The 24,926-nt window shown below is 36.7% G+C and carries 27 protein-coding genes; 19 read left to right on the top strand and 8 right to left on the bottom strand.

Annotated elements, in window-relative coordinates:
• The first annotated feature begins 1 nt into the window (after position 1).
• From EJN67_RS02065 to EJN67_RS02030, 8 genes are all read left to right on the top strand, one after another.
• Positions 2-1,105 carry an epoxyqueuosine reductase gene (locus tag EJN67_RS02065; protein ID WP_129721641.1) on the top strand — a complete coding sequence of 368 codons (1,104 nt, stop codon included), beginning with the start codon at positions 2-4 and terminating at the stop codon, positions 1,103-1,105.
• 85 nt (positions 1,106-1,190) lie between these two features.
• Entirely contained in the window at positions 1,191-1,355 is a 165-nt protein-coding gene (rd, locus tag EJN67_RS02060; RefSeq protein ID WP_129721639.1) for a rubredoxin, read from the top strand.
• Positions 1,356-1,471: 116 nt separating this feature from the next.
• Entirely contained in the window at positions 1,472-2,686 is a 1,215-nt protein-coding gene (locus EJN67_RS02055) for an FprA family A-type flavoprotein (protein ID WP_129721637.1), read from the top strand.
• 60 nt (positions 2,687-2,746) lie between these two features.
• Positions 2,747-3,310: a peptidoglycan amidohydrolase family protein gene (locus tag EJN67_RS02050; protein ID WP_129721635.1), complete on the top strand. Its 564-nt coding sequence runs from the start codon at positions 2,747-2,749 to the stop codon at positions 3,308-3,310.
• A 141-nt stretch (positions 3,311-3,451) separates the two neighbouring features.
• A complete protein-coding gene (locus EJN67_RS02045) occupies positions 3,452-3,952 on the top strand; it encodes a ferritin family protein (protein WP_129721633.1) in 501 nt (166 codons plus the stop codon).
• Between the two features lie 292 nt (positions 3,953-4,244).
• Positions 4,245-4,628, top strand: coding sequence for a hypothetical protein (locus tag EJN67_RS02040; protein ID WP_129721631.1), 384 nt, complete (start codon positions 4,245-4,247; stop codon positions 4,626-4,628).
• A gap of 223 nt (positions 4,629-4,851) precedes the next feature.
• A complete protein-coding gene (locus tag EJN67_RS02035) occupies positions 4,852-5,109 on the top strand; it encodes a Veg family protein (RefSeq protein ID WP_129721629.1) in 258 nt (85 codons plus the stop codon).
• Positions 5,110-5,186: 77 nt separating this feature from the next.
• A complete protein-coding gene (locus EJN67_RS02030; protein WP_129721627.1) occupies positions 5,187-6,764 on the top strand; it encodes a DUF3794 and LysM peptidoglycan-binding domain-containing protein in 1,578 nt (525 codons plus the stop codon).
• Between the two features lie 39 nt (positions 6,765-6,803).
• Here EJN67_RS02030 and EJN67_RS13970 read toward each other — a convergent pair whose 3' ends face one another.
• The 4 genes from EJN67_RS13970 to EJN67_RS02015 are packed head-to-tail and all read right to left on the bottom strand — an operon-like array spanning position 6,804 to position 9,710.
• The gene (locus tag EJN67_RS13970) at positions 6,804-6,953 is read right to left on the bottom strand and encodes a hypothetical protein (RefSeq protein ID WP_165000682.1); all 150 of its coding nucleotides are present in this window, start codon (positions 6,951-6,953) and stop codon (positions 6,804-6,806) included.
• Between the two features lie 33 nt (positions 6,954-6,986).
• Positions 6,987-9,002, bottom strand: coding sequence for a ferrous iron transport protein B (gene feoB, locus EJN67_RS02025; RefSeq protein WP_129721625.1), 2,016 nt, complete (start codon positions 9,000-9,002; stop codon positions 6,987-6,989).
• A gap of 22 nt (positions 9,003-9,024) precedes the next feature.
• Positions 9,025-9,285 (bottom strand): FeoA family protein, encoded by a 261-nt coding sequence (locus EJN67_RS02020; protein WP_129721623.1) that lies wholly within the window; start codon positions 9,283-9,285, stop codon positions 9,025-9,027.
• A gap of 35 nt (positions 9,286-9,320) precedes the next feature.
• Positions 9,321-9,710 (bottom strand): metal-dependent transcriptional regulator, encoded by a 390-nt coding sequence (locus EJN67_RS02015; protein WP_129721621.1) that lies wholly within the window; start codon positions 9,708-9,710, stop codon positions 9,321-9,323.
• 155 nt (positions 9,711-9,865) lie between these two features.
• Here EJN67_RS02015 and ispE point away from each other — a divergent pair, with 155 nt between their 5' ends.
• The 5 genes from ispE (at position 9,866) to EJN67_RS01990 (ending at position 13,963) form a co-directional block, all read left to right on the top strand.
• Positions 9,866-10,768, top strand: coding sequence for a 4-(cytidine 5'-diphospho)-2-C-methyl-D-erythritol kinase (gene ispE, locus EJN67_RS02010; RefSeq protein WP_243641202.1), 903 nt, complete (start codon positions 9,866-9,868; stop codon positions 10,766-10,768).
• Between the two features lie 110 nt (positions 10,769-10,878).
• Positions 10,879-11,550, top strand: coding sequence for a stage II sporulation protein R (spoIIR, locus tag EJN67_RS02005; RefSeq protein WP_129721619.1), 672 nt, complete (start codon positions 10,879-10,881; stop codon positions 11,548-11,550).
• A gap of 57 nt (positions 11,551-11,607) precedes the next feature.
• The gene (gene sleB, locus EJN67_RS02000) at positions 11,608-12,321 is read left to right on the top strand and encodes a spore cortex-lytic enzyme (protein WP_129721617.1); all 714 of its coding nucleotides are present in this window, start codon (positions 11,608-11,610) and stop codon (positions 12,319-12,321) included.
• A gap of 17 nt (positions 12,322-12,338) precedes the next feature.
• Positions 12,339-13,679, top strand: a complete 1,341-nt coding sequence (gene ypeB, locus EJN67_RS01995) for a germination protein YpeB (RefSeq protein ID WP_129721616.1) — start codon at positions 12,339-12,341, stop codon at positions 13,677-13,679.
• A 101-nt stretch (positions 13,680-13,780) separates the two neighbouring features.
• The gene (locus EJN67_RS01990) at positions 13,781-13,963 is read left to right on the top strand and encodes a small, acid-soluble spore protein, alpha/beta type (protein ID WP_129721615.1); all 183 of its coding nucleotides are present in this window, start codon (positions 13,781-13,783) and stop codon (positions 13,961-13,963) included.
• 83 nt (positions 13,964-14,046) lie between these two features.
• Here EJN67_RS01990 and EJN67_RS01985 read toward each other — a convergent pair whose 3' ends face one another.
• The 4 genes from EJN67_RS01985 to EJN67_RS01970 all read right to left on the bottom strand — a co-directional run bounded on the left by EJN67_RS01985 (position 14,047) and on the right by EJN67_RS01970 (position 18,238).
• Positions 14,047-15,660, bottom strand: coding sequence for a CTP synthase (locus tag EJN67_RS01985; protein ID WP_129721614.1), 1,614 nt, complete (start codon positions 15,658-15,660; stop codon positions 14,047-14,049).
• Between the two features lie 202 nt (positions 15,661-15,862).
• Entirely contained in the window at positions 15,863-16,288 is a 426-nt protein-coding gene (locus tag EJN67_RS01980) for a DUF1934 domain-containing protein (protein ID WP_129721613.1), read from the bottom strand.
• A gap of 22 nt (positions 16,289-16,310) precedes the next feature.
• The gene (murI, locus tag EJN67_RS01975) at positions 16,311-17,120 is read right to left on the bottom strand and encodes a glutamate racemase (RefSeq protein ID WP_129721612.1); all 810 of its coding nucleotides are present in this window, start codon (positions 17,118-17,120) and stop codon (positions 16,311-16,313) included.
• Between the two features lie 32 nt (positions 17,121-17,152).
• A complete protein-coding gene (locus tag EJN67_RS01970) occupies positions 17,153-18,238 on the bottom strand; it encodes a D-alanine--D-alanine ligase family protein (RefSeq protein ID WP_129721611.1) in 1,086 nt (361 codons plus the stop codon).
• 512 nt (positions 18,239-18,750) lie between these two features.
• Here EJN67_RS01970 and rho point away from each other — a divergent pair.
• From rho to prfA, 6 genes are all read left to right on the top strand, one after another.
• The gene (rho, locus tag EJN67_RS01965) at positions 18,751-20,538 is read left to right on the top strand and encodes a transcription termination factor Rho (RefSeq protein WP_394347502.1); all 1,788 of its coding nucleotides are present in this window, start codon (positions 18,751-18,753) and stop codon (positions 20,536-20,538) included.
• Between the two features lie 27 nt (positions 20,539-20,565).
• Positions 20,566-21,621, top strand: coding sequence for a sporulation integral membrane protein YtvI (gene ytvI, locus EJN67_RS01960; RefSeq protein WP_129721610.1), 1,056 nt, complete (start codon positions 20,566-20,568; stop codon positions 21,619-21,621).
• 98 nt (positions 21,622-21,719) lie between these two features.
• Positions 21,720-21,938 carry a 50S ribosomal protein L31 gene (rpmE, locus tag EJN67_RS01955; protein WP_129721609.1) on the top strand — a complete coding sequence of 73 codons (219 nt, stop codon included), beginning with the start codon at positions 21,720-21,722 and terminating at the stop codon, positions 21,936-21,938.
• Between the two features lie 75 nt (positions 21,939-22,013).
• The gene (locus tag EJN67_RS01950) at positions 22,014-22,988 is read left to right on the top strand and encodes a DUF1385 domain-containing protein (RefSeq protein WP_129721608.1); all 975 of its coding nucleotides are present in this window, start codon (positions 22,014-22,016) and stop codon (positions 22,986-22,988) included.
• A 10-nt stretch (positions 22,989-22,998) separates the two neighbouring features.
• On the top strand, positions 22,999-23,805 hold the full coding sequence (gene prmC / locus EJN67_RS01945; protein ID WP_243641205.1) for a peptide chain release factor N(5)-glutamine methyltransferase: 807 nt from the start codon (positions 22,999-23,001) through the stop codon (positions 23,803-23,805).
• Between the two features lie 18 nt (positions 23,806-23,823).
• On the top strand, positions 23,824-24,900 hold the full coding sequence (gene prfA / locus EJN67_RS01940; RefSeq protein ID WP_129721606.1) for a peptide chain release factor 1: 1,077 nt from the start codon (positions 23,824-23,826) through the stop codon (positions 24,898-24,900).
• The last annotated feature ends 26 nt before the right edge of the window (positions 24,901-24,926 follow it).

The raw sequence follows: 24,926 nt of genomic DNA, 5'->3' as shown, positions 1-24,926 counted from the left end.
TATGGATGAATTAGATTTAAAAAATGAGCTAATAGAATACGGTAAGGCTTTGGGCTTTGGGATAATAAAGGTGACTGATGTAAAGCCTTTTGATTTGTGGAAGAATAGTATTGAAAATATAAAATCACTAGATCCTTCTACAAGTGATAGCTGGGATAAAAGGGGTATGGTGCATGATGTAAAAGAGATATTGCCTTCGGCTAACTCTATAATAGTAGCCGTTTTTCCATATGTACCATATGAGGTGAAATTTCCGAATGGCTATGGCAGTTATTCAGCCCATTACAAATATTATCCAATAGGACATGAGTCCATGAAAAAGCTAGGGGAATTTTTAATACAGAAGGGGTATCGAGCTATAATTGATGCCCCTTTTTCTTTAAAGTCAGCTGCCAATAGGGCGGGGATTGGATATTTTGGGAAAAATGGGGTAATACATACAAAGGCATATGGTTCCTTTATAACACTCCATTCCATATTAACCGATGCCAAACTTCCAGCAGATGGGTCTATGGATGACATATCAGACTGCGGGCAATGCAGCATTTGTGTAAATAGTTGTCCTACTGGTGCAATAGGTCCAAATGGGGCAATAATACAAAGCAGATGTGTAAGATATAATATGCATTCATCTGACTTTATACCAGTGAATATAAGGGAAAAGATCGGCCAGAGATTGTTAGGATGCGATATATGTCAGATGGTTTGTCCTAGGAATAAAATGTATAAAGATAAATATGTGCTCCCGCCCTGGGACGAAGTATCTCCATTTGACATAAAAAGCCTTATGGCAAACTGGGATAGGGGATTGAAGGGGCAATTATCCGATATGGGTGATATAATAGGCAAAAATTTTGCCAGGGCACAGCGTATATTATCAACTGCGGTCATAATTGCAGGGAACTCTAAAGATGAATCATATATACCCTATCTTGAGCATACGCTAGTGCATCCCCATCCCCCCATACGGGGCCATAGCGCATGGGCTATTGGTAGGATAGGCGGGAGTAGGGGGCTTAAAATCTTAAAAGAGGCCCTTAAGTGTGAAAAGCATCCCAAAGTTTTAGAAGAAATAAGGGATGGAATAGACAATATAGTTATATGATATTTTGATAAATTTTTGTTTTATTGTTCTAATACAGGGTATTATAGATAATGAACATCAATTTGAATAAGGGGGACATATTACTATGAAAAAATATGAATGTACGGTATGTGGTTATATTTATGATCCGGAGATAGGAGATCCAGATAGCGACATAGCACCTGGTACGGCATTTGAAGATCTACCAGAGGATTGGGTATGTCCGGAATGTGGCGTAGGCAAAGATATGTTTGAACCTGTAGAAGAATAGGAATTGCGCCAGAGTAGTCGGGCCGGGAGAATAGTCTTCCGGCCAAAGTTTCAGTTTATACAGCGTTTGCTTGAATATATATTATACATATTTGGTTATGGGGAAGGAGTGTTTGTATGAATAGTCGCGAAATTATAAAAGGTGTTAGTTGGGTAGGTGTCATGGATCCGGGACTTAAAGTTTTTGATGTTATAATGAATACAGAATGGGGTACTACTTATAACTCCTATGTTGTAAAGGGAAAGGATAAAGTAGCAGTTATAGAGATGGTTAAGGGTGGGTTTGATGACGATCAGCTCGAAACCATAAAGGAAATTGTAGATCCAAAGGATATTGATTATATAATACTAAATCATACTGAACCTGATCATTCAGGATCTCTAGCAGAGTTCTTAGACCAGGCAAAAAATGCTACGGTAGTATCTTCAAGACCGGCATATATCTATCTAAAGGATATAGTAAATGGGGATTTTCCCCATATAATAGCAAAGGATGGAGATACCATAGATCTTGGAGGTAGGACATTAAGGTTCATATCAGCTCCATTTCTACATTGGCCAGATTCAATGTTTACCTATTTGGTAGAGGAAAATATTTTGTTTTCAGGTGATGTATTTGGCTGTCATTATTGCCCAAAGGATGCAGGACATATGTTTAATGATGAAGTGGATATGGATATAGTGCCTGCACAGAGATACTATTTTGATGTTATAATGAGCCCATTTAAGGCGCATATGCTTGATGCTATAAATAAGATAAGGGATATGTCCATTGATATTGTATGTCCTTCCCATGGTCCAATACTGCGGGATAATCCATGGGACACCATAAATATGGTAGAGGGCTGGAGCAAGGATATTTTAGATAAAAACGATCCAAAAAAGATATTCATAGGATATGTATCAGCCTATGGCAATACAAAGCGTATAGGCGAGGCTATAGCTGAAGGTATTAAGGCTGAAGGTGATTTTGATATAGAGATGTTGGATATATCTCAAAATGATATATCTGAAATTATACCTAAGATAGACAGATCTGATGCTATATTATTGGGCTCTCCTACTATCAATCGGGATGCATTGGAGCCTGTATGGCGATTGATGTCATATATAAATGCTTTTAAAAATAAAGGCAAACTATCAGCTGCATTTGGTTCGTATGGCTGGAGTGGCGAAGCAGTTGGTATGATAGAAGGAAGACTTAAATCATTAGGGCTTAAGGTAATATCTCCAGGCTATAGGGTAAAACTTGTACCAAATGCAGAAGAATTAAATGGGGCTAAAGATTTTGGACGCAATTTTGCCCATATGTACATGGCTGCGAATGCTTGATATATACAAAAATATACTGTATAATGGCCTATAGGATAAATGTTAGGGATGGAAAAGTATATGAAGAAATTAAGGCGAGTATTGAGAAATATAATATTCATAGTTATAGCGTTATTATTAGTGAATAGGCTGATTTTAAAACCAAATGCTGAAAGGCATTCAATAGATCAGATGTACTCGTACTTGATGGAAGCAGGCAACAGGGACGGAATATTTACTGTGGCTGTAGCTTTAAATGGAGGAAAGACAATTAATACTTGTGTATATTTCGTAGCAGAAGCACTAAGGCAAAATGGTATTCCTATTTCAGAGGGGGTTTGCAACACATCCCAACTTATGTCGGCGTTGAAAGAAAGAGGCTGGAAGGAGAATACTAATTATAAGGATTTAAAATCTGGAGATATTGTATTCACTACAGATGCGGCGGGCAATAAGGACGGGACTCCCACACATGCCTACATATTTATGCAATGGGTTGAAAAGGGTAACTATGGTTATGCCTATATTTGTGATAATCAGGCTAATGACTATGGTGGAAATCTATATCATATACGCAATATTAAAAACCCAGATAATGTTAATGGTGCAGTTAAAGAAGCATTTAGTTTTTTTATGAGACCGTAGAATAGGTATAAGATGCCATCGATTTCCGATATCACAAAGTTTCCGGAGGTTGACGGCATATTATTTTAGACTGGAATAGAGATTGAAACGATAGGCAAAGTATAATCTAAATAAATATATTTAGGAGGGGAGAGAAGTAGAATGGCTCAGAGTACATTTAATGATTTAGAAGCCCTTAGGATTTCTATAAATATTGAAAAACGTGGAGAGAGATTTTACAAGGCTGCTGCTCAAAAACTGGATGACCCCGATGTGAAAGATATGTTAAATGAGTTAGCTGTGCAGGAAAGCGAGCATGCAGAGACTTTTAGGATGCTATATGATCAGGCATTGGAGAATAAAGAATACTTTGATGATTCCTATCTCTTCGATCCTGATGTCTCAGCATATTTTTATGCTATGGTAGAAAGCACTATTTTCCCAAATGAAAAGGAACAGGATGAGGTAATAGATAGGATCCAGAATGTTAAAGATGTATTGAAGATAGGGATTCAGGCGGAAAAGGAATCCATACTCTTTTATACAGAGATGGTTATATACTCTAAATACGTAGAAGCGAAGGATGCCTTCAGAAAGCTTTTACAGGAAGAAAAGAGTCATCTTATAAATTTACAGGGTTTACTTGCAAAATATAAAGATTAGTATTAAAAAAGTCGGTTTGGCAATTATAGATGCTAAGCCGACTTTTTATCTATATATGCAACAATTAATTTTATATCCAAAAGACAATAAAATATTTAAAATCATTGCTTATTGGGCTTGAACAAACTGCTTTTCAAGTGGTATAATCGCAACATATAAAAAGTGTATTTCTCTAAATGGCAGGATTTTTTTATAGTATGTCGAATACGTCTTTTTGAATATAACAACATATTTTATAAATACTAAAGCTGTAATACTAGTAAAACATGCAAGATTGGAGGGAGGATAGGCCATGGCTTACAAAAAATGTCCTCGTTGTAATTTAAACTATATAAAGGATACCGATGTTTTGTGCAAGGTATGCCTTAAGGAAGTAAGTAAAGCACTACGGAATAATGATGAGGATGAAGAAGAGTATGATATTTGTCCGGAGTGCGGAGAAAATATTATAAAATCCGGTGAGGAGATGTGCAATCAGTGTATGATTGAACACATGCAGGATGAGACTACTCACAAGGAGGACAAAGACGATGGCTGGGACGATCTTTTAGATGATGAGGTCCGAGATGATGATGTAGAGGAAGAAAGTTTGGAAGAACTTGAAGAGTTAGAAATAGACCTAGATGAGGATTTTGATGAAACATCGGATGATGAATATGATGACGATGATTTCTAGCTTATAGAATGCATATTTTATCCTGCTAAGGAGATAATAATGACGTATACAAAAACGTCCTTGCAAAGAGATTGTTGCTCTATTAAAAGGATGTCCACGCATTAAGCAGTTGGGCATCCTTTTTTTGGAATGATTTTTTATGTGATTTTATGAATAAATCCTACAGGATAAAAATACTCCATAATGGGAACACTATTACAAAATAACTATGAAGGGTGATACAATGATAGATAGCCAAGCTCTACTAAAGGTCAAGGAAGTAGTGAAATCCAACAGGGGTGAAAAAGTGCATTTAAAGGCCAACAGTGGCCGACGTAAGATATATGTAAAGGAAGGTGTGATATATGATACATATCCCAATATCTTTACGGTGCAGGTGGATATAGATGAACGGAATGTGCAAATGTTGTCCTATACGTATTTTGATATACTGACTTCTAATGTAGAACTCATCGTATGTAAAAATAACCAAAAAATTTAACATATTTTTCGATGGTCGTTTATATTAATATAATAAGATAATATTTTGGTGCAAAATAGGCCGGGAGGAGGAATAAAATGGCCATCGAATTTACAAGGGACCTGATTAAGATAGATGAAGTAGTCGGGGAACAACTATCCCAGGCTTTGGTAGAGGCTGATATTATAGTACCTGAAGCTAAGCCGGATATTGCAAAAATTTTGGATGTATTGGGCAGGGTGGTGATAAACAGTAAGGAAGCTATCCAGGATAAGGTAATGGTTGAAGGCACAATAAAGTATAATATCCTTTATGTGGCCGATGGAGACAACCAATATTTAGATAGCATGGATGTAGAGACTAGTTTTACCCATTATATTGATATGCCCGATATAAAGCCTAAGATGGTACCATATGTGAATATCTATGTGGAACATTTGGATTATGATATTATAAACAGCAGGAAGATAAGCATAAAGGCAGTACTTGATGTAAATGCAAAAGTAAATCAAGAGCTCCAATTGGAGGCTATAAAAGACTTTAAGGATGAGGAAAAGGTACAGGCGCTTAAGGATGATATAATGATAAGCACTAGCCAGGGTCAAGGGGTTTCTCAGGCTGTAATAAGGGAAGATGTGGTCTTAGACGATGATATGCCATCTATACACAGGATACTAAGGGAAAAGGTACAAACTACAATAGATGATAAGCGCACAGCGGATAATAAGATAGTGGTAAATGGTACTATAGATGTTGGAATATTATATTTATGTGAAGAGGATAGCAGGCCAATAAACTATTTTGATTGTCAAATAGAATTTGGGCATTTTGTAGACATACCAGGTGCCTACCAGGGGATGGACTGTGATGCAAATGTTACTGTAGAAGATGTATATGTGGAGGCTCGGGAGGATATAAATGGTGAGCTTAGGATTATAGGAATAGAAGTGCTCTTAAGTGTAGAAGGAGAAGTATTTGAAATAGAGAACAAGCGCATAGTAACGGATGCATATAGTCCTCAAACAAGATTGCAACTTAAAAAGCGCAGTGTAAAGCTAGTTGAGAGCATGGGTGAAGGACAATCACAGACTGTAGTAAAGGAGAGTATATCATTTCCCCAAGGTATGCCGGAGGCTGATGAGGTAATGCATGTAAGTGTTCAACCTATAATCAGTGATGAAGAGATAAGGGAAGGGCAGGTCATTATAGAAGGCATACTGGCATCTAATATCATATATCGTTCAGGTGAGATGGGCGGTGTAGTAGGAAACTTCCAGGAGGATATTCCATTTAGGCAGGCTGTAGAGATAAATGGTATAAACGAAGATATGTATTCAAAAAGTTCACTGCAGGTGGAGGATGTAAAATTTGTTCTTTTATCTCCTGATGAAATGGAGTTAAAGGTAAATATAGCTGCAAGGTCGGAGGTATGGACCATATCTGAAAAGGAGATATTACTAGGTTTTGAAGAGGTAGAGGATAAGGAGCCAAACGAGGGAGGCATATTTATCTATTTCGTGAAGCCTAGGGATAATATGTGGAATATTGCCAAGAGATATAATACGACGATTGAAAATATCCTTAAATATAATGATATAGAAGATGAGGATCATCTTGAAGTAGGTAGTAGAATAATTATATATAAAAAATTTGACTATCAGGTATCTGCCCAATAAAATAAAAACCCGCTTTGTAGGATACAAAGCGGGTTTTCCCTATTGCTTATCCTTTGGACTATTACATTTTGATGCAAGGGGACAATCGCTGCAGGAAGTGCATGTAGGAGCCTTTATTGTCTTTTTATACAGTATTATGGCTGCAATTATGCAAATAGACAATATTAAAATCGTTTCAATGGCCTTCATATTATAAATACACCTTCTTTCATATAAGATGTACTAGCTTATTATAAGGCTGCCTATCTGGTATATTAAAACGGATGTAATCCATGCCACCGCAAAGCTATATATAAGGGATATAGCCGTCCATTTCCGAGATTTGGTTTCGCTTCTTATAACACTTATGGTGGATATACAAGGTGCATATAAAAGGGACATTACCATATATGAGTAGGCTGACAATGGAGTAAAGTGCAGAGTTAATGCTGCATTTAAACCCTGTATGCCTGTTTTATATACTACCCCAAGGGTGCCTATTACTATCTCTTTAGCTAATATACCAAAGATAAGGGCAATAGTAGCCTGCCATGTACCGAAGCCAGCAGGTTTGAATATGGGTGCTATAAACGAACTTATGCGTCCTACCACACTTTTATCGCTGGCATATTCTACACCAACTGGTAGTGTAGAGAGAGCCCATATAACTATAATTGCCGATAATATGATGGTGCTTGCCCTCTTTAGAAAATCCTTTATTTTTTCCCACATGAGTAGCATGGAGCCTTTTATAGTGGGCATATGATATTGTGGAAGCTCTATAATAAAAGACGAATCTTCATCCTTAAATACCAGTCCTCCAAAAATTTTGACTGTTACAATAGAAATTAGGACGCCTAAAGCATATAATGACATTATAATCAATGTTTGATGCTTTGGAAAAAAAGCGGCGGTAAATGCCGTATATATGGGAAGGCGGGCGCCGCAGGATATGAAGGGATTTGATAGTATGGTTATCATTCTATCACGATCATTATCTAGCGTTCTAGTGGACATTATGGCTGGCACATTGCAGCCAAATCCTAGTATAAAAGGTATAAAGGCCTTTCCATGGAGCCCTATTTTTTTCATTGGCTTATCCATTATATATGCTACCCTAGCCATATAACCGCTGTCTTCTAATACAGCTATTGCTAGAAACAGGAGGGCTAGTACGGGAAGTATGGCTAATACCGCTCCTATTCCAGCTATAATGCCGTCTACTATAAAAGATATAAATAATTCCGGAGCATTAATCCCTGCTAAATAGGTTTGAGCCCATATGCCCAAAGATTTAAATCCATTTTCTATCAAGTCTACAATGGGTTTACTAAGTTTAAATGTAAACTCAAATACCAGTATCATTATGGCTAAAAATATAGGTAGCCCGAATAGTCTATGGGTAAGTATGCTATCAATTTTATCTGTAATAGTTTCGGTTTTAGTTCTTGTGGTATCTACACATTCTTCTATCAAGATATTTATATATTGATAGCGCTTTTCTATAATTGCTGAATCCAAAGGAGCATTTAACTCCTTTTCTATCTTGGATATTGCGGTATTGGCGACATTTAAGAGTTCTGTGCCTCCAGATAGCTTTCTTATATCATCTGTTACAGCTTCGTCTCCTTCTAATAGTTTTATAGCTAACCATCTGGCAGGATATTTTTTTGAAATAATGTCGTTTGTTTGTATATATTCTTTAAGTGCTGCCAGCTTAGGTTCTATGATGCTGCCATAGTCTATATGCCAAGTATGGGAGACATTTTTCTGATCCTTTATAACCGTATCTAATATATCATCCATGCCTTTTTGTTTTGCTGCTATAGTTGGAACTATGGGTACACCTAGCATATGGGATAATTTCTTTGTATTGATTTCAATCCCATATTTTTTGGCCTGATCTATCATATTAAGGGCTATTATCACATTGGTTTGAGCTTCTAAAATCTGTACTGTTAAATATAGATTTCTTTGAAGGTTTGTCGCATCTACCACGTTAACTATTGCGTCGGGGGATTCTGATATTATATAATCCCTGGCAACTATCTCATCGCCTGAAAATGCACCTAGACTATAGGTCCCTGGCAGATCTACAATCCTTATATCATATCCTTTATGATTTATCATTCCTTCTTTCTTTTCTACTGTAACTCCTGGCCAGTTGCCAACATGTTGTTTAGCCCCTGTTAAATTGTTAAAAATACATGTTTTACCGGTATTAGGATTGCCGGCCAGTGCAATGGTACAATTCCCCATATAAAAACCTCCCTTATGTTTGTTAGTTTGAACTAACTTTTTGCCCAGAATACGCCTCATCTATCAATAATTTTTGAGCCATACCTTGACCTAGAGCAAATCGACTATTGCCTGCCATTATAATAAGGGGGCCTCCACTATTACTAAGGACATCTATTTCTGCGCCTTCTATAATGCCAAGTTCCATTAGACGGTTGCGAAGTTTTTTACCTCCGTTTATCCTCTTTATCACCACTGTGGTATTAGACTTTGCACATGATAACGGTATTATATTGGTAGTCATATATACACCTCCTGATAAAAAGTAATAATATATTTTTAATTTTCTTGGATATAATGTTCAAGAAAATTAATAAGCTTTTCTACAGTTACAGGACTGATAGAGTGCTCTATGAGGCAAGCATCTTTTTGGGCGGTATTATAGTCTACATCCAGTACCTCCGTAAAAAACTTTACTAGTAAATGGTGTTTTTCCAATACTTTCTTAGCTATGTTTTCTCCCTCTTTGGTAAGTATTAGAGGACCATAAGGTTCCTGTTCTACCAATCCAGTTTTTTTAAGTTGAGTCACTGCTTGATGCACACTAGATTTTGCTACATTCATCTCTTGAGCTAGATCGGTAACTCGAACAGTTTCATATTCATTGCTCAAATTCAGTATAGTTTCTAGGTAATCTTGCAGCGAAGGGGAAATATCTATCTGATTCATATCTATCCCACCTTAAAGATTAGTTTAGACTAACTTTTCACCTAAGTACATTCTACCCCTTTGCCTTTTGCTTGTCAATAGTATAAAATCAGCCATTTTAAACTTTTATATTGTATATAAAAAACATATAATATAAGGTGTATTTAAATCAAAAAATGGATGAAAGGGCGAAAGATAAGGTGAATATGAAAAAGATAATAATAAAGGCTCCTGCCAAGATAAATTTAAGCCTTGATGTTACAGGCAAAAGACAGGATGGATATCATGAAGTGGAGATGATTATGCAATCTATAGAACTTTGCGATACGGTATACTTGACAAAAACTAGGGGCGGTATAGACGTATCTGCAGATTGTCTGGATGTACCTCTAGGTAATGATAATATCGCTTATAAGGCAGCTAAAGCGATGCAGGATGTATTTTGCGTAGGAGATGGAGTTGATATATACATAAAAAAAAGCATCCCAATGGCAGCTGGTTTGGCGGGAGGCAGTGCAGATGCTGCAGCTGTCATATGGGGACTTAACAGAATATGGGATATAGATGCAAATAGGGATGAGCTTATGAAGGTGGCAGTTTCTATAGGAGCTGATGTGCCTTTTTGCATTATGGGAGGCACTGCGCTAGCCCAGGGGATAGGGGAACGTTTAACACCATTATCCGTTGATTTAAATTGTCATGTAGTAATAGTAAAACCCCCTATCTCTGTATCTACAGGGAAAGTATATAGTTCCCTTGATCTTATAAAGACATGTAAAAGGCCAAATACCACGGCTATTATAGATTTCTTAAAGGCGGGAGATATAGAAGGTATTGGAGGATACATGGAAAATGTTCTTGAGGATGTGACAGAAACTATTTATGGTGGAATATATGATATAAAAAGGGAAATTAATAGATTTAAACCATTGGGTGTTTTAATGAGCGGAAGTGGTCCTAGTGTATATGGGCTGTTTAATACTAGAGAAGAGGCATATAGGGCTTATCTAACACTTAAGGAGACATATGGGGATATATATATTACCAGGACATGTCCTTGTGGTGTATGTATTATTTAGCATAGATGTTAAATGGTAAAAATAATATGCTGTGGCGTATATTACCATGTTTAAAAAATGAAATAGTGTCAATACTTCTAATAAATAAGCATTGTTGGGGGTATTGACATATGAGAAAAAAATATTACATATTAACACTTGTATGTATTATGATAGTTTTGTGCTTTATATATAATATAAAAAATATACATAAAACCAATAATAATGAATATATAAGATTTCACGTTATAGCCAATAGCGATTCTCCTGAGGATCAACGGTTAAAGCTTAGAGTACGGGATAGGCTACTAGAGGAATTTGGACAAAGGTTTAAGGATTTAGATTCAAAAGATCAAGCAGCACGGGAGATAGAGAAGCATTTGCAGGATATGGAGCATTTAGCTCTAGAAGAGATAGAGAAAAGTGGTATGGATTATGGGGCGACAGCCCAATTAGGTTATTTTGATTTTCCTACTAAGGCGTATGGTAGTTTAGTGCTTCCAGCAGGTCGCTATCATGCATTAAGGGTGGTTTTAGGCGAAGGGGAAGGGGCAAATTGGTGGTGTGTTATGTTTCCTCCTTTGTGTTTTGTAGACATAACCCATGGAGTGGTAAGGGAGGGCCAAACTATTAAAGATAATGATATTGGCGAAGAAGATGATAATAATGTATTTCAAGATAAATCTACCGATAATCAATCGATAAAGGTGGAATATAGGTTTAAAACCCAGGAGTGGATTTCCAATTCCATGCCAAAGATGGCAAAGATGTTTTCATTTATACATACATGGCTGGATGAATAAATATATGAGGTTAACAAAAAATATAATGAAAGGATTAGGCTAGAAAGGAATGGTGTTATGAATAAAAAGCGCTTGTCCATCATTATAACTGTTTTGTTGACCTTTTTTATTTGTACGGGGATGATATTGGATACAAAATATAATTATGGAGATATATCAGTATTTATGCCACTGTATTGGGGTTCTAAGGGCAGCAAGGTATCTGAAGTGCAAAGGAAACTAAGGCAATGGGGCTATTATGATGGGCCTATAGACGGGAGATATGGTGGAGGAACATTTAAGGCAGTAAAAAAATTTCAAAAGAAAAATGGACTGCGTCAAGATGGAATAGTAGGTAAAAAAACTGCTGCAGCTTTGGGAATCCCATGGAAGCAGAAAAAGGCTACAACTTATCAATCATCTAGGGGTGGTGGCGGTGATAGGGGAGATGTATATCTTTTAGCTAGAGCAATACATGGAGAGGCTAGAGGTGAGCCATATGTAGGCAAGGTGGCAGTAGCTGCTGTTATACTTAACAGGACAAAACATCCCTCTTTTCCTAATACAATAGCGGGCGTTATATATCAACCTGGTGCATTTACTGCAGTATCAGATGGTCAGCTTTATCTGCAGCCAGATGCAGAATCCATAAGGGCAGCCAGAGATGCATTAAATGGTTGGGATCCTTCAGGCGGAGCACTATACTATTATAATCCTGCAAAGACAACCAGCTCGTGGATATGGTCAAGGACTGTGCATACTGTCATAGGCAGGCATAAGTTTGCAAAATGAATAGGAGGGAATAAGATATGGCAAGAAGGGTATGGATTATTGTTTTAGTAGCGGCGCTTATAGGAGTTGGTATATGGGGTTACAATAATTATGTGCAAAACATGCAATATAGCACCTATATGGATAATATATATCAAAAATCTTTCTATGAATTAGTTGGCCATGTGAGTAATATAGAATCGGCTTTGTCAAAATTAATGATAAGTGGTGATCAAAGTCAACATATGATCATATTATCCGATGTTTTAAGACAAGCCGATGCAGCTCAAAAAAATTTAGGGGAGCTGCCCCTATCCCATGTATCTTTAGATAAGACGGCTAAGATGCTCAATCAAATGGCTGATTATAGTTATTATCTAGTAAAAAAAGTAGGGGGAGGCAAGACTCTGTCTACAGAGGAATATGATAACTTGCAGGTGCTGCATAATAATTATGCAAAGTTAACCGATGATCTAAGGTTGATGCAGAATGATGTAAATAATAATGGCGTAAAATGGGGTGAAATAACTCGGGTAGGTAATAAAAAGGTTAAAAATGCGGGACAAGATTTAATTACCCAGCAGTTTACAAAGATTGAACATACGACAATAGATTATCCTCGCCTTATATATGATGGACCCTTTTCAGAGGCGGTGCAAGAGGGTAAGATAAAATTAGAGGGTAAGGATATAAATGAAAAGCAGGCCCAGGATATAGCCAGTCGCTTTATAGGCAAGGATAGGACAAAATTCATTAATGTAGGAAATGACACAAAGGGTAATATAGATTGTTGGAATATATACATAGACACAAAGGATTCAGACAAGCCTCTTTTGGTATCTATAAGTAAAAAAGGCGGGGAAGTTGTGGAGGTTGCAGGGGATCTGCCTGAGCAAGAGACAAAAATATCTATGGAAAAGGCAGTAGATATGGCTACCAATTTTTTGAAGGAAAAGGGATATGATAATATGGTACCAACATACAAACAGCATTATCAGGGACAATGTACCATAAATTTTGCATACAAGCAAGGGGATACTATAGTATATCCCGACCTTATAAAAATAAAAATTTCCCTTAAAGATGGCAAGGTGTTTGGATTTGAAGCAAAAAATTATATAGCAAATCATAAAGAACGAAAGATAGGCGAGCCTAAACTAACAGAAAAAGAGGCAAGGGAGCTGGTGAATTCAAGATTTAATATTACATCGGAGAGGCTGGCTATTATACCTACCATATCAAAAGGTGAAAGATTATGCTACGAATTTAAAGGTAAATATGGAGATGATAACTTTATTATATATATAGATGCAAATACTGGAGAAGAGGCAGATATATTAAAAATTATAGACACAAATAGTGGACAATTGGTGATATAACCAAAAACTTTATAACATACAGTGTAAAAAAGGGGACAAACTAAGACTAACAATTCGGCTAATATTATTTAAGCTGGATTGTTAGAAAAGGAGGTATTTAAATGGCTAGAAACGGTAGAAGTAGGATGTCAGATCAACTTAAAGAGGAAATAGCAAAGGAATTAGGTGTATATGACATCGTAAAGACACAGGGTTGGGGCAATGTCAGTTCAAGAGATTGTGGTAATATTGTAACAAAAGCTATAGAAATTGCTGAACGCAGTGTAAATGGTCAAACTAAATAGCCAGGAAAATACCAAAGGCCGGGAACGAGGTGAATATTCACCTCGTTCCCGGCCTTTCATAATCGAAATAAATAAGATTAATATTATTTATTTTTTTGATACTCAACTGCTGCACCTATAAAATCCCTAAATAGGGGATGGGGACGATTTGGCCTTGATTTAAACTCTGGATGAAATTGTACTCCAACAAACCATGGATGATCTTTTAATTCCACCATTTCAACCAATTTATTATCAGGAGACATACCTGATATTATCAAACCATTATTAGATAATACATCACTAAAATTGTTGTTAAACTCATACCTATGCCTGTGCCTTTCGTTTATGATGTCTTCATTATATGCAGCCTTGGCTAGAGTATTATCCTTTATATGGCAAGGATATGCCCCTAGTCGCATAGTACCTCCCTTTTCTTCCACATCCTTTTGAGATTGCATTATATCTATTACGGGATATTCTGTATCGGGGTCGAATTCGGTGCTGTTGGCATCCTTTAAACCTGCTACATTCCTTGCAAATTCTATGACAGCTGTTTGCATACCCAAGCAAATTCCGAAATATGGTATCTTGTTTTCCCTTGCATATCTTATGGCGCATATCTTTCCTTCTATTCCCCTGTCGCCAAAGCCACCAGGGACTAATATTCCGTCTACATCCTCTAATAGTGTTTTTACATTAGTATCTTCTACTTCCTCTGCATGTATCCATTTAATCTTGACATCTACATTATGTTCCAAACCACCATGGGATAAGGCTTCTACTATACTGATATATGCATCATGAAGTTCTATATATTTTCCCACAAGCGCTATGGTAACAGTACCATTTAACTTTTTCATCTTTTCCACCATTGCGCGCCAGGCCGTCATATCAGCAGCCTTGCCATCGCACAATTTTAGACGTCTTACTACCAAATCGTCTAAACCTTCTTTTTCCATAAGAAGTGGCACTTCATATAGATTATCCGCATCTACATTTTGTACCACATGTTCTGCATCTAGACTGCAGAACAGTCCAATTTTCTCTTTAAGTTCATCTGTAAGTGGCATCTCGGAACGACACACTATAACATCAGGTTGTATGCCTATACTGCGCAATTCTTTGACGCTATGCTGGGTAGGTTTGGTTTTAAGTTCTCCCGCCTTATGGAGATAGGGTACCAGTGTGACATGTATATACATACAGTTTTCTGCACCCATTTCACTTCTAATTTGACGAATGGCCTCCATAAAGGGTAAACTTTCAATATCGCCTACCGTACCACCTATTTCAGTAATAACCACATCAGGATTGGATTCTTCTGCCACCTTGTATATCTTGTGTTTTATCTCATTCGTTATATGGGGTATTACTTGAACCGTTCCACCTAGATAATCTCCCTGGCGCTCTTTATTTATTACCGACCAATAAATTCTGCCAGCTGTTACATTGCTACTTTTGCTTAAATTGGTGTCTATGAAGCGCTCATAATGCCCGAGATCTAGGTCTGTTTCTGCCCCATCTTCTGTGACAAATACCTCTCCATGTTGATATGGGCTCATGGTGCCAGGATCTACATTAATATAGGGGTCGAATTTTTGGATAGAAACCTTCAACCCCCTGTTCTTTAATAGCCGTCCTAATGATGCCGCAGTTATTCCCTTGCCAAGAGAGGAAACTACTCCTCCCGTTACAAAAATGTATTTAGTAGCCATATTTTCCTCCGAAACTTTTCAACAAAATTCTACATGACATTAATTTTATAATCTAATGAATGATATTGTCAAGTGCCATTTTTATCGATAATTTTCAACCAATAGTTTTATATGATGGTTTGAAACTCTTTTTATATTTGAAGCCAGTTTCTTTTACGATTTATACTATTTTCATTGTCCTGGTAAGTGTAACCATAAAGTTTCAATTGGCTTCATCATATGATATAAGAAGGCTGTTGAAACTTGCGTATTGCCATCCAAAGTCCAATTGATAATGTATGTCCAATTTTCCATGTTTGTCATCTATATCCCAATCTACTTTGGATGAGTATATGCCAAGCTCCATATATCCAAATGGAGTTTGATAGCAGTTTATTGATTTCCTGCCAGTTTGGAATACAAATTTGGTTTCATGGTTACCAGCCCGTTCTATAAGGATTTTATTATCCTCTACTATAAAACTGGTTTTAGTTCCTTCTATACCAGATATTTCACTTTCTTCATATTCTATATAATATTTATTTTCTTTTGTATACAATCTTCCTTCAGTTATAAGCTCTATGGAATTATTTTGCCCATCAAAGCTTGTCTGATTTCCCTTTATGGATAGTATTACCCTTTTATCCACAAAATTTCCCCCTTAAACCGGTCTAATACATTTCAATGTCTATTTTTTCAGCATATTCTATGTCATAGTTTAAAAAGCGGCTGCCGATTTGTTTGAATTTTTGCCCAAAGTCGCTTACATAGTATTTATACTCTGCATGTCCCACAAATTTATCCCTTAACATATCATTATTTGATAGTATCTCTTTTACCTGAGCTGCAGTACCTTCAGCCGGATTTACCAATATGGTATTTGGACCCATAACTTTTGTAATTGTATCTGTCAGCAGTGGATAGTGGGTACAACCTAATACCAATGTATCTATGTCTTCTTTCTTCATGATATCTAGATATCGTTTTGCTGTCAAGTAAGCCACATCGGTGTTGAACCAGCCTTCCTCGACTATAGGCACAAACAGGGAACAAGCCGTACTTATTACATTTATATCCTTATTCAATTTATTTATTTCCTTTTCATATGCCCCGCTGTTTATGGTACCACGGGTACCTATAACTCCTACCCTGCCATTTTTTGTAGTTTTAACTGCAGCTTTGGCTCCAGGTGATATTACCCCTATTATGGGAAGATCAAATAGATTTTGTAAAGTATCTAGGCAGCATGAACTTACCGTATTACAAGCAATAATAATCATTTTTATATTGTGCCTCATCAAAAAACGGATGCATTGGGCGGAGTATTTTGCCACCATCTGAGGTGAACGGGTGCCATATGGTATACGTGCAGTATCACCAAAATATACAATGCTCTCATTTGGGAGTTGTTTCATAAGTTCCTTTACTACTGTAAGCCCGCCCAATCCTGAATCAAAAACGCCGATAGCCCTGTTGTCCATTATATAAAAGCCCCTTTCAACAATATTATATATTATTCTATATTGTGCTTTTCTTTAAAACGATCTATTGCTAGGTCTATGAGATTATCTATTAGCTTTTCATAGGGTATACCGCTCTCTTGGAATAGCTTTGGATACATACTTATATTCGTAAAACCTGGCATGGTGTTTACTTCATTTAGATATACCTTGTTTGTTTCTTTGTGTACAAAAAAATCTATACGAGCTAAACCACTACAGTCTAGTGCTTTATAGGCTTTTATAGCTATATTGTGTATTTCATTTACAGTGTCTTTGTCTATATCGGCGGGGATTATAAGCCTTGATTTACCTTCGTCATTGTATTTTGCAGTATAGTCATAAAAATCATTAGAAGGTACTATTCTACCGGGTACCGATACCTGAGGATTATTGTTTCCAAGTACAGCACATTCTATCTCATGCCCATTTATGAATTCTTCTATTATTATTTTTCTATCATATTTTGAAGCTAGACATATAGCCTTTTTTAAGCTATCCCTATCATATGCCTTTGAAATACCTACGCTAGAACCCATATTTGCTGGCTTTACAAATACCGGATATGGGAACACCTTTTCTATTTCAGTCAATATATCGTTTTTATTATTTTCAAAATCCCTTTTAAGTATTATCATGTATTTGGCTTGGGGTAGATTTTTACTTTCAAATATATATTTTGATATAGCCTTATCCATGCCTGCAGCAGATGCTACCACATCACATCCTACATATGGTATGTTTGCTAGCTCTAAAAGGCCCTGAATAGTACCATCTTCTCCATGGGGACCATGCATTACTGGAAAAACAACATCTACATGATGGATTCTGTTAGGATTGCTTATTAAGAAAAATCCACCGAACGATGGATCTCCGGGGAAGACTATAGGCTGGGCTTCTTGTTCCCATTTGCCCGTTGCAATCTTATCTATATCACCTTCAAATAGGAGCCATTTGCCGTCTTTGGTTATTCCTATAAGATACATATCGTATTTTTGACAGTCAATATTCTTTATAATCGATGTGGCTGAGACTAAGGATACTTCATGTTCTCCAGATTGCCCACCGAAAAGTACAGCCAACTTTATTTTTTCGTTCATAAAAATCTCCTTTCATAGCTAAGACATTAAAACTATTAGTATTTTATCATATTTTATGTATGTTGAATATGTGAAAATGTTTTATTCCATATATTTATGTTTATAGTATTGCTAAAAGGGTTAAAATAATTATACTGGCTGAATGAATATTGAATATTTTTATAAAAAATGGCTTATATGCATGAGACATAGTAAAAAGGACTGAAAATCATTGAAATTTTTTGTGTATATTTTTGAGCATTTAATATTGACGATTTTGGGCATATAATATTATAATAAGGTGTGTACAGTATAATATTTTACCTTTATGTCTGCCACTATCTTTAATGGTATTCCAATTCTTTGTTGGATTTTCAAAGAACTGTATAGTTGTATACATTATATGTTTCTGGCAATACTATTGTTATGGTTTTTTATAGCATTGCCAATTCTATAGTAAATCATTAGATTAAATTTTAATATGCCTATATTTAGCAAATAATAAAATATTATATGGAAAGTGAGGAATGATGTTGGATCTAAGTCGTTTAGAGAATAACACCATATTAGACCTTAGGGAATTTGGTAAACAGATTGGTGTAAAAGCAGTTACTAGATACAAAAAAGCAGATCTTATTACGGCTATTGAAGAGCGATTAAGTGAGATGGCAAAAGATCAGATGCAGCCAGAAGGGGAAAAGACGGATATAGAAAGCAATACAAAAGAGGCAACGCTTACTGAAGAATCAAAGCAAAGTGAGGCTCAAAAATCTAGAAAGAGGGGACGGCCAAGGTTAGTGTCAAAGACCGATGAAGGTACAAATATTGAACAGCCATTGGAAGAAAAGCCACATACGAGGCGAGGTAGACCCCGGAAGAACAGAGAAGATTCAGCTATATCTGAAGAGCAAACTGTAATAGATATACAATCTGGTAAGCAACAGTTCGAGGAACAAGCAGATCAGAATAAACAAGAGGATAATGAAAAAGAAGAAATTAAACATGAAAATGGTTTTCAAAATAAGGGAAAAGAGGCTAGGGAAGCTGCCCATGCAAATGAACATGATGACTATGAAAAACAGGTTGAGTATGCGAGAAAATATTATAATACGTCCAATCCAGCTGTTCCTATTCTATTAAATACCGGTGAATGTGGAGATGCTGAAGGTGTTTTAGAAGTGTTGCCCGACGGATATGGATTTTTACGTTCAGATAATTATCTACCAGGAAATAGGGACGTGTATATATCCCAATCTCAGATTCGTCGTTTTAATCTTCAAACTGGTGATCTAGTGACAGGTAAGACTAGGCCGGCTAGAGAAGGTGAAAAGTTTCAGGCACTTTTATATGTTACGGCAATAAATGGAGAAGATCCTGAAAAGGCAAATAGGCGCAGATCGTTTGATGAGCTTACCCCCATATATCCACGTGAACGTATTACTCTGGAAAATATGAACAATCCAAAGGACCTTGCTGTACGGCTCATTGATTTAGTTTCCCCCATAGGCAAGGGACAAAGAGGTCTTATAGTTGCTCCTCCTAAAGCAGGTAAAACTACACTCCTTAAAAAGATTGCAAATAGCATAACCTTAAATTATCCTGAAATTTATCTTATAGTACTTCTTATAGATGAGCGCCCGGAAGAGGTAACGGATATGCAGCGTTCAATAAATGGTGATGTTGTATATTCTACTTTTGATGAGCTACCGGAACATCATATAAAGGTATCTGATATGGTACTAGAGAGGGCAGAGCGCTTGGTAGAGCATGGTAGAGATGTGGTTATATTGATGGACAGTCTTACGAGACTGGCAAGGGCTTATAACCTTGTAGTGCCACCAACAGGTCGTACGTTATCCGGTGGTCTTGACCCTGGTGCACTTCACAAACCAAAGAGATTTTTTGGTGCTGCACGGAATATTGAAGAAGGCGGGAGCCTTACTATTATTGCTACTGCATTGGTGGAGACTGGTAGTAGAATGGATGAAGTTATATTTGAGGAATTTAAAGGTACTGGCAATATGGAGATACACCTTGATAGAAAATTGTCTGAGAAGAGAATATTCCCAGCAATAGATTTGAACAAATCGGGTACAAGGCGGGAGGAATTGTTACTTTCTCAAAAGGAATTGGAAGGTGTATGGAGTATACGCAAACATCTAAGTGAAGGACGTCCTGATAGGGCTATGGAGATTATAATAAATGATGCCATGCGTACAAATTCCAATGATGAATTTATAGATCTTATGCTAGAGCACTTTAATATAGTGGATAAGGAAGGATATCAAATAGAGCGGGACACTTTTTCAAGCTACAGATGATTTGAATATTAGGAGGACAAATATTTAATGGCAGTATTGTCGGAAAAACATCTAAGGCTTATAAAAACAGGTATATGGGTAGCAGCAATTTTATTTCTGGTTGTTATATTTTTTACTAAATTATTTAAATATGTAGCACCATTTATAATTGCTCTACTTATAACATCTTTGATAGAAAAACCGGTACGCTTTTTGCAGAATAAATCGAAAATTTCAAGGGGACTAGCTGTAGGTGTAGTGCTTATCCTATTTATATTTCTGCTAGGTTGGATAATAGGCTTTGCTTTTTATCGTATGACTGTGGAGCTTGTAAAATTGACTGGCGAAATGCCGGATGTACATTATATGGGTGATTATATTCAATCAGCTTTAAATAATATATATTTAAATGTACCTCCGGAGATAATTAAGACCATTCAGGATAATTTGGGTACCATAGCAGGTACGATCAGCGGATGGTTGCAGACTCTGCTCAAATATATGCTCAATTTTGCCAAATCTTTGCCACAGATTTTTGTGTTTATAATAATAACCATAGTTGCTGCTTTTTTTATGAGCAGGGACAGGGAAAAAATATCTAAATTTCTATATAATCAATTTCCCGGTATATGGGCAGATAGAATGGGTACATTAAAATCCGATCTTACATCTGCGTTTGCAGGTTTTATAAAGGCACAGCTTACCCTTATATTTATTACGTTTATAGAACTATTAATAGGATATACCATATTAAATGTTAAATATGCATTTTCTTTTGCTGCTTTAACTGCTGTAATAGATGCTTTGCCGATTTTGGGCACTGGTACAGTACTTATTCCTGCAGGAATTATATATTTTTTAATGGGTAATGCCTTTCGAGGTGCGGGATTTTTAGTATTGTATTTGATTATTTCAGTAATAAGACAAAGCATAGAACCTAGAATAGTGGGAACAAATCTAGGTTTGCATCCACTGGTAACATTAATAGCAATGTATATAGGCATGCAGGCATTTGGCATAGTTGGGTTGTTCTTAGGACCTATAGTTCTTATTATCCTTAGGGCATTACAAAAGGCCCATATATTGCCCCAATGGAAATCATAATTTTTATTGACTTTTGATAAAAATAAAGTATAATAAAAGATTAGTAGTGATTAAGATAGGGTATATGCTGTTAGGCTTAATGAAAGAGGTGAACGTTTATGAGACCAGATATACATCCAAAATATTATAAGGATGCAGTGGTGAAATGTGCATGCGGTGAAACCTTTACTACAGGTTCTACTGAGAAAGAACTAAAGGTTGAAATATGCTCAAAATGCCATCCGTTTTTTACAGGTAAGCAGAAATTGGTGGATACTGGGGGCCGTGTAGAACGCTTCAATAGAAGGTATGGCTTAAATAAGAAAGCTGACAAGTAATTGCTGCAATAATAACAAAATACAGATTGGGGCATATTCCCGGTCTGTATTTTTCTATAAGGGAAGGGAAAAGCTATGAAAAAATGTAATATAGGGGGTCAGGCTGTAATAGAAGGTGTGATGATGAAGTCTCCAGATAAGATTGCTATAGCCGTTAGGCGTAGTGATGGGACCATCCAGATAGATGCTAAATCTTCCAAACCCCTTAAAGAAAAATATCCAATCCTTGGTTGGCCTATAGTGCGGGGGGCAGTAGCTTTTATTGAAAGTATGGTAACGGGTGTATCTTCTCTTATGACTTCAGCTGAGTTATACGGTGATGAAGCGGAAGAAGAGTATCAGCCGTCTAAATTCGAAAAATTTTTGGCTGACAAGTTTGGCAAAAATGTGGAAAATGTAATGATAACAACATCAGTAGTATTGGCTATACTTTTTGCAACTCTGCTGTTTATAGTGCTACCTACGTTTATAACCAATTTTTTAAAGGGGTGGATAAGTAGCAGCGTAGGTATGAATCTGGCTGAAGGACTTGTAAGATTATTAATATTTTTAATATATATAATATCCATAAGTCAGATAAAGGATATAAGAAGGGTCTTTGAGTATCATGGTGCTGAGCATAAAACCATCCATTGCTATGAGCATGGGGAAGAACTTGTGGTTGAAAATGCAAGAAAATATACTACTCTTCATCCTAGATGTGGTACGGCTTTTTTACTTATCGTAATGGTGGTTAGCATAATATTATTTTCATTTTTAGGCTGGGGTAACATGGCCATGCGGGTAGTAATTAGGATCCTTTTAATGCCCCTTGTTGCAGGTTTATCCTACGAAATAATCAGATGGGCAGGTAAAAGCCAGTCAAAATTAGTTAATATAGTGATGTTTCCTGGTCTTATGCTACAAAAACTTACTACCAAAGAGCCGGATGATGCACAGCTTGAAGTGGCAATACAGGCTTTTTTAGCTGCCATGGATCAGGAGGAGGATATAATAGATTGTGACTGTTGTAAATCTTTTGAACCAAGCACAGAAAATCCTCCAAGCTAATAACATAAAGATGCCTCGCTTGGAGGCGGAGATGTTACTTAGTTATATCCTAGGTTGGGAGCGTTATGAATTGTATATAAACAGACATTATGTACCATCTGATGAACAGAATGACAGATTTTTTGGCCTTATAAAACTCCGTTCTACAGGTAAACCTATTCAATATATAATGGGATATAAGGAATTTATGGGTCTAAGGTTTTATGTAGATAAGTCAGTACTTATTCCTAGATGTGATACAGAGGTACTCGTCGAACATATAATAAAACATTCACAATCAAGGAAAGATAGGATAAATATTTTGGAAATTGGCACAGGAAGCGGATGTATTGCAGTTAGCATAGCCTATTATGCTAAAAATGCATATATTACAGCTGTGGATATAAGCAAAGATGCCCTTAAAATAGCACGGCAAAACGCCCAAAGTTGTGGAGTAGGGGATAGAATAAATTTTATTCATAGCAATATCTTTGAAGAGCTGAACAGGGATAGGTACGGGGGATATTTTGATGTAATGGTATCCAATCCGCCATATATACCTACGGAAGATATAAAAATACTAGAAAAACAGGTAAGTGAATATGAGCCTCAATTGGCCCTTGATGGAGGAATAGATGGCCTAAATTTTTATCGTATGCTTGCAAAAGGAGCTCGTCCATTTCTTAAAGAGGGTGGTCTATGGGCTGTGGAAGTAGGGTATAACCAGAGTAGCAAGGTAAGGGAAATATTAAAAAATAATGGGTCCTATGATGGAATATCTTTTTTAAAGGACCTGTCCGGTATAGACAGGGTAGTTTTAGCGCTATTAGAGAAATAAGGGGGCAGATACAAGTATATGTTTGATAAATTAGACTTTATAGAAAAGCAATATGAACAATTAAGTATTGCCATATCCAATCCGGAGATTATCGGGCAGCAGGACAAATGGAGAAAATTGGTCAAGGAAAATGCAGAATTAGAGCCCATAGTAAATAAATACAGGGAATACAAAGACGTAACAGGGGAGATAGAAGAAACCCAGGGGCTCCTCCTAGAAGAATCAGATAAAGAGTTCAAAGATATGGTAGAACAAGAATTGTCTAAATTAAAAAAGAAACAGCAAGAATTAAAGGAAGAACTTGAAATATTGTTGCTACCTAAAGATCCAAATGATGAAAAGAATGTAGTGGTAGAGATACGCAGTGGTGCCGGTGGTGAAGAGGCAGCCCTTTTTGGTGCTGACCTTTTTAGGATGTATACCAGATATGCTGAGCGTCAAAGGTGGAAGGTAGAGATACTAAGCTCCAATTATACCGATATGGGTGGTGTAAAGGAGATTATCTTTGTTATAGAGGGTAAAGGAGCATATAGTAGACTAAAATATGAAAGCGGAGTTCATAGGGTGCAGCGTATTCCCACTACCGAATCTGGTGGGCGTATCCATACTTCTACTGCTACTGTAGCAGTACTACCTGAAGCGGAAGATGTGGATGTTGAAATAAATCCCAATGATCTAAGGGTAGATGTATACAGATCTTCAGGGCATGGTGGACAAAGTGTAAATACCACCGATTCTGCTGTTAGAATTACCCATATACCTACCGGAATGGTAGTTACATGTCAGGATGAAAAGTCCCAGCTTAAAAACAAGGAAAAGGCATTAAGGGTACTTAAAGCCAGGCTCCTTGATATGGCAGAGCAGGAACAAAACAGTCAGTATGCTGAAGCTAGGAAAAGTCAAATAGGTACTGGAGATCGTAGCGAAAGAATAAGAACTTATAATTTTCCCCAAGGCAGAGTGACTGATCATAGAATTGGCTTTACTATCTATCAGCTTGAATCTTTTCTAGATGGAGACCTCGAAGAGATGATAAATAGTCTTATTTCTGCAGATCAGGCTGAAAAGCTCAAGCTTATGGCAAGCCCCGTATAACAAGGCATACTCCTATGTCTTCCTGA

The organism is Xylanivirga thermophila (genome assembly GCF_004138105.1).
GTDB classification, from domain to species: Bacteria; Bacillota; Clostridia; order Caldicoprobacterales; family Xylanivirgaceae; genus Xylanivirga; species Xylanivirga thermophila.
This window is presented reverse-complemented; position numbering and strand designations above follow the sequence as displayed.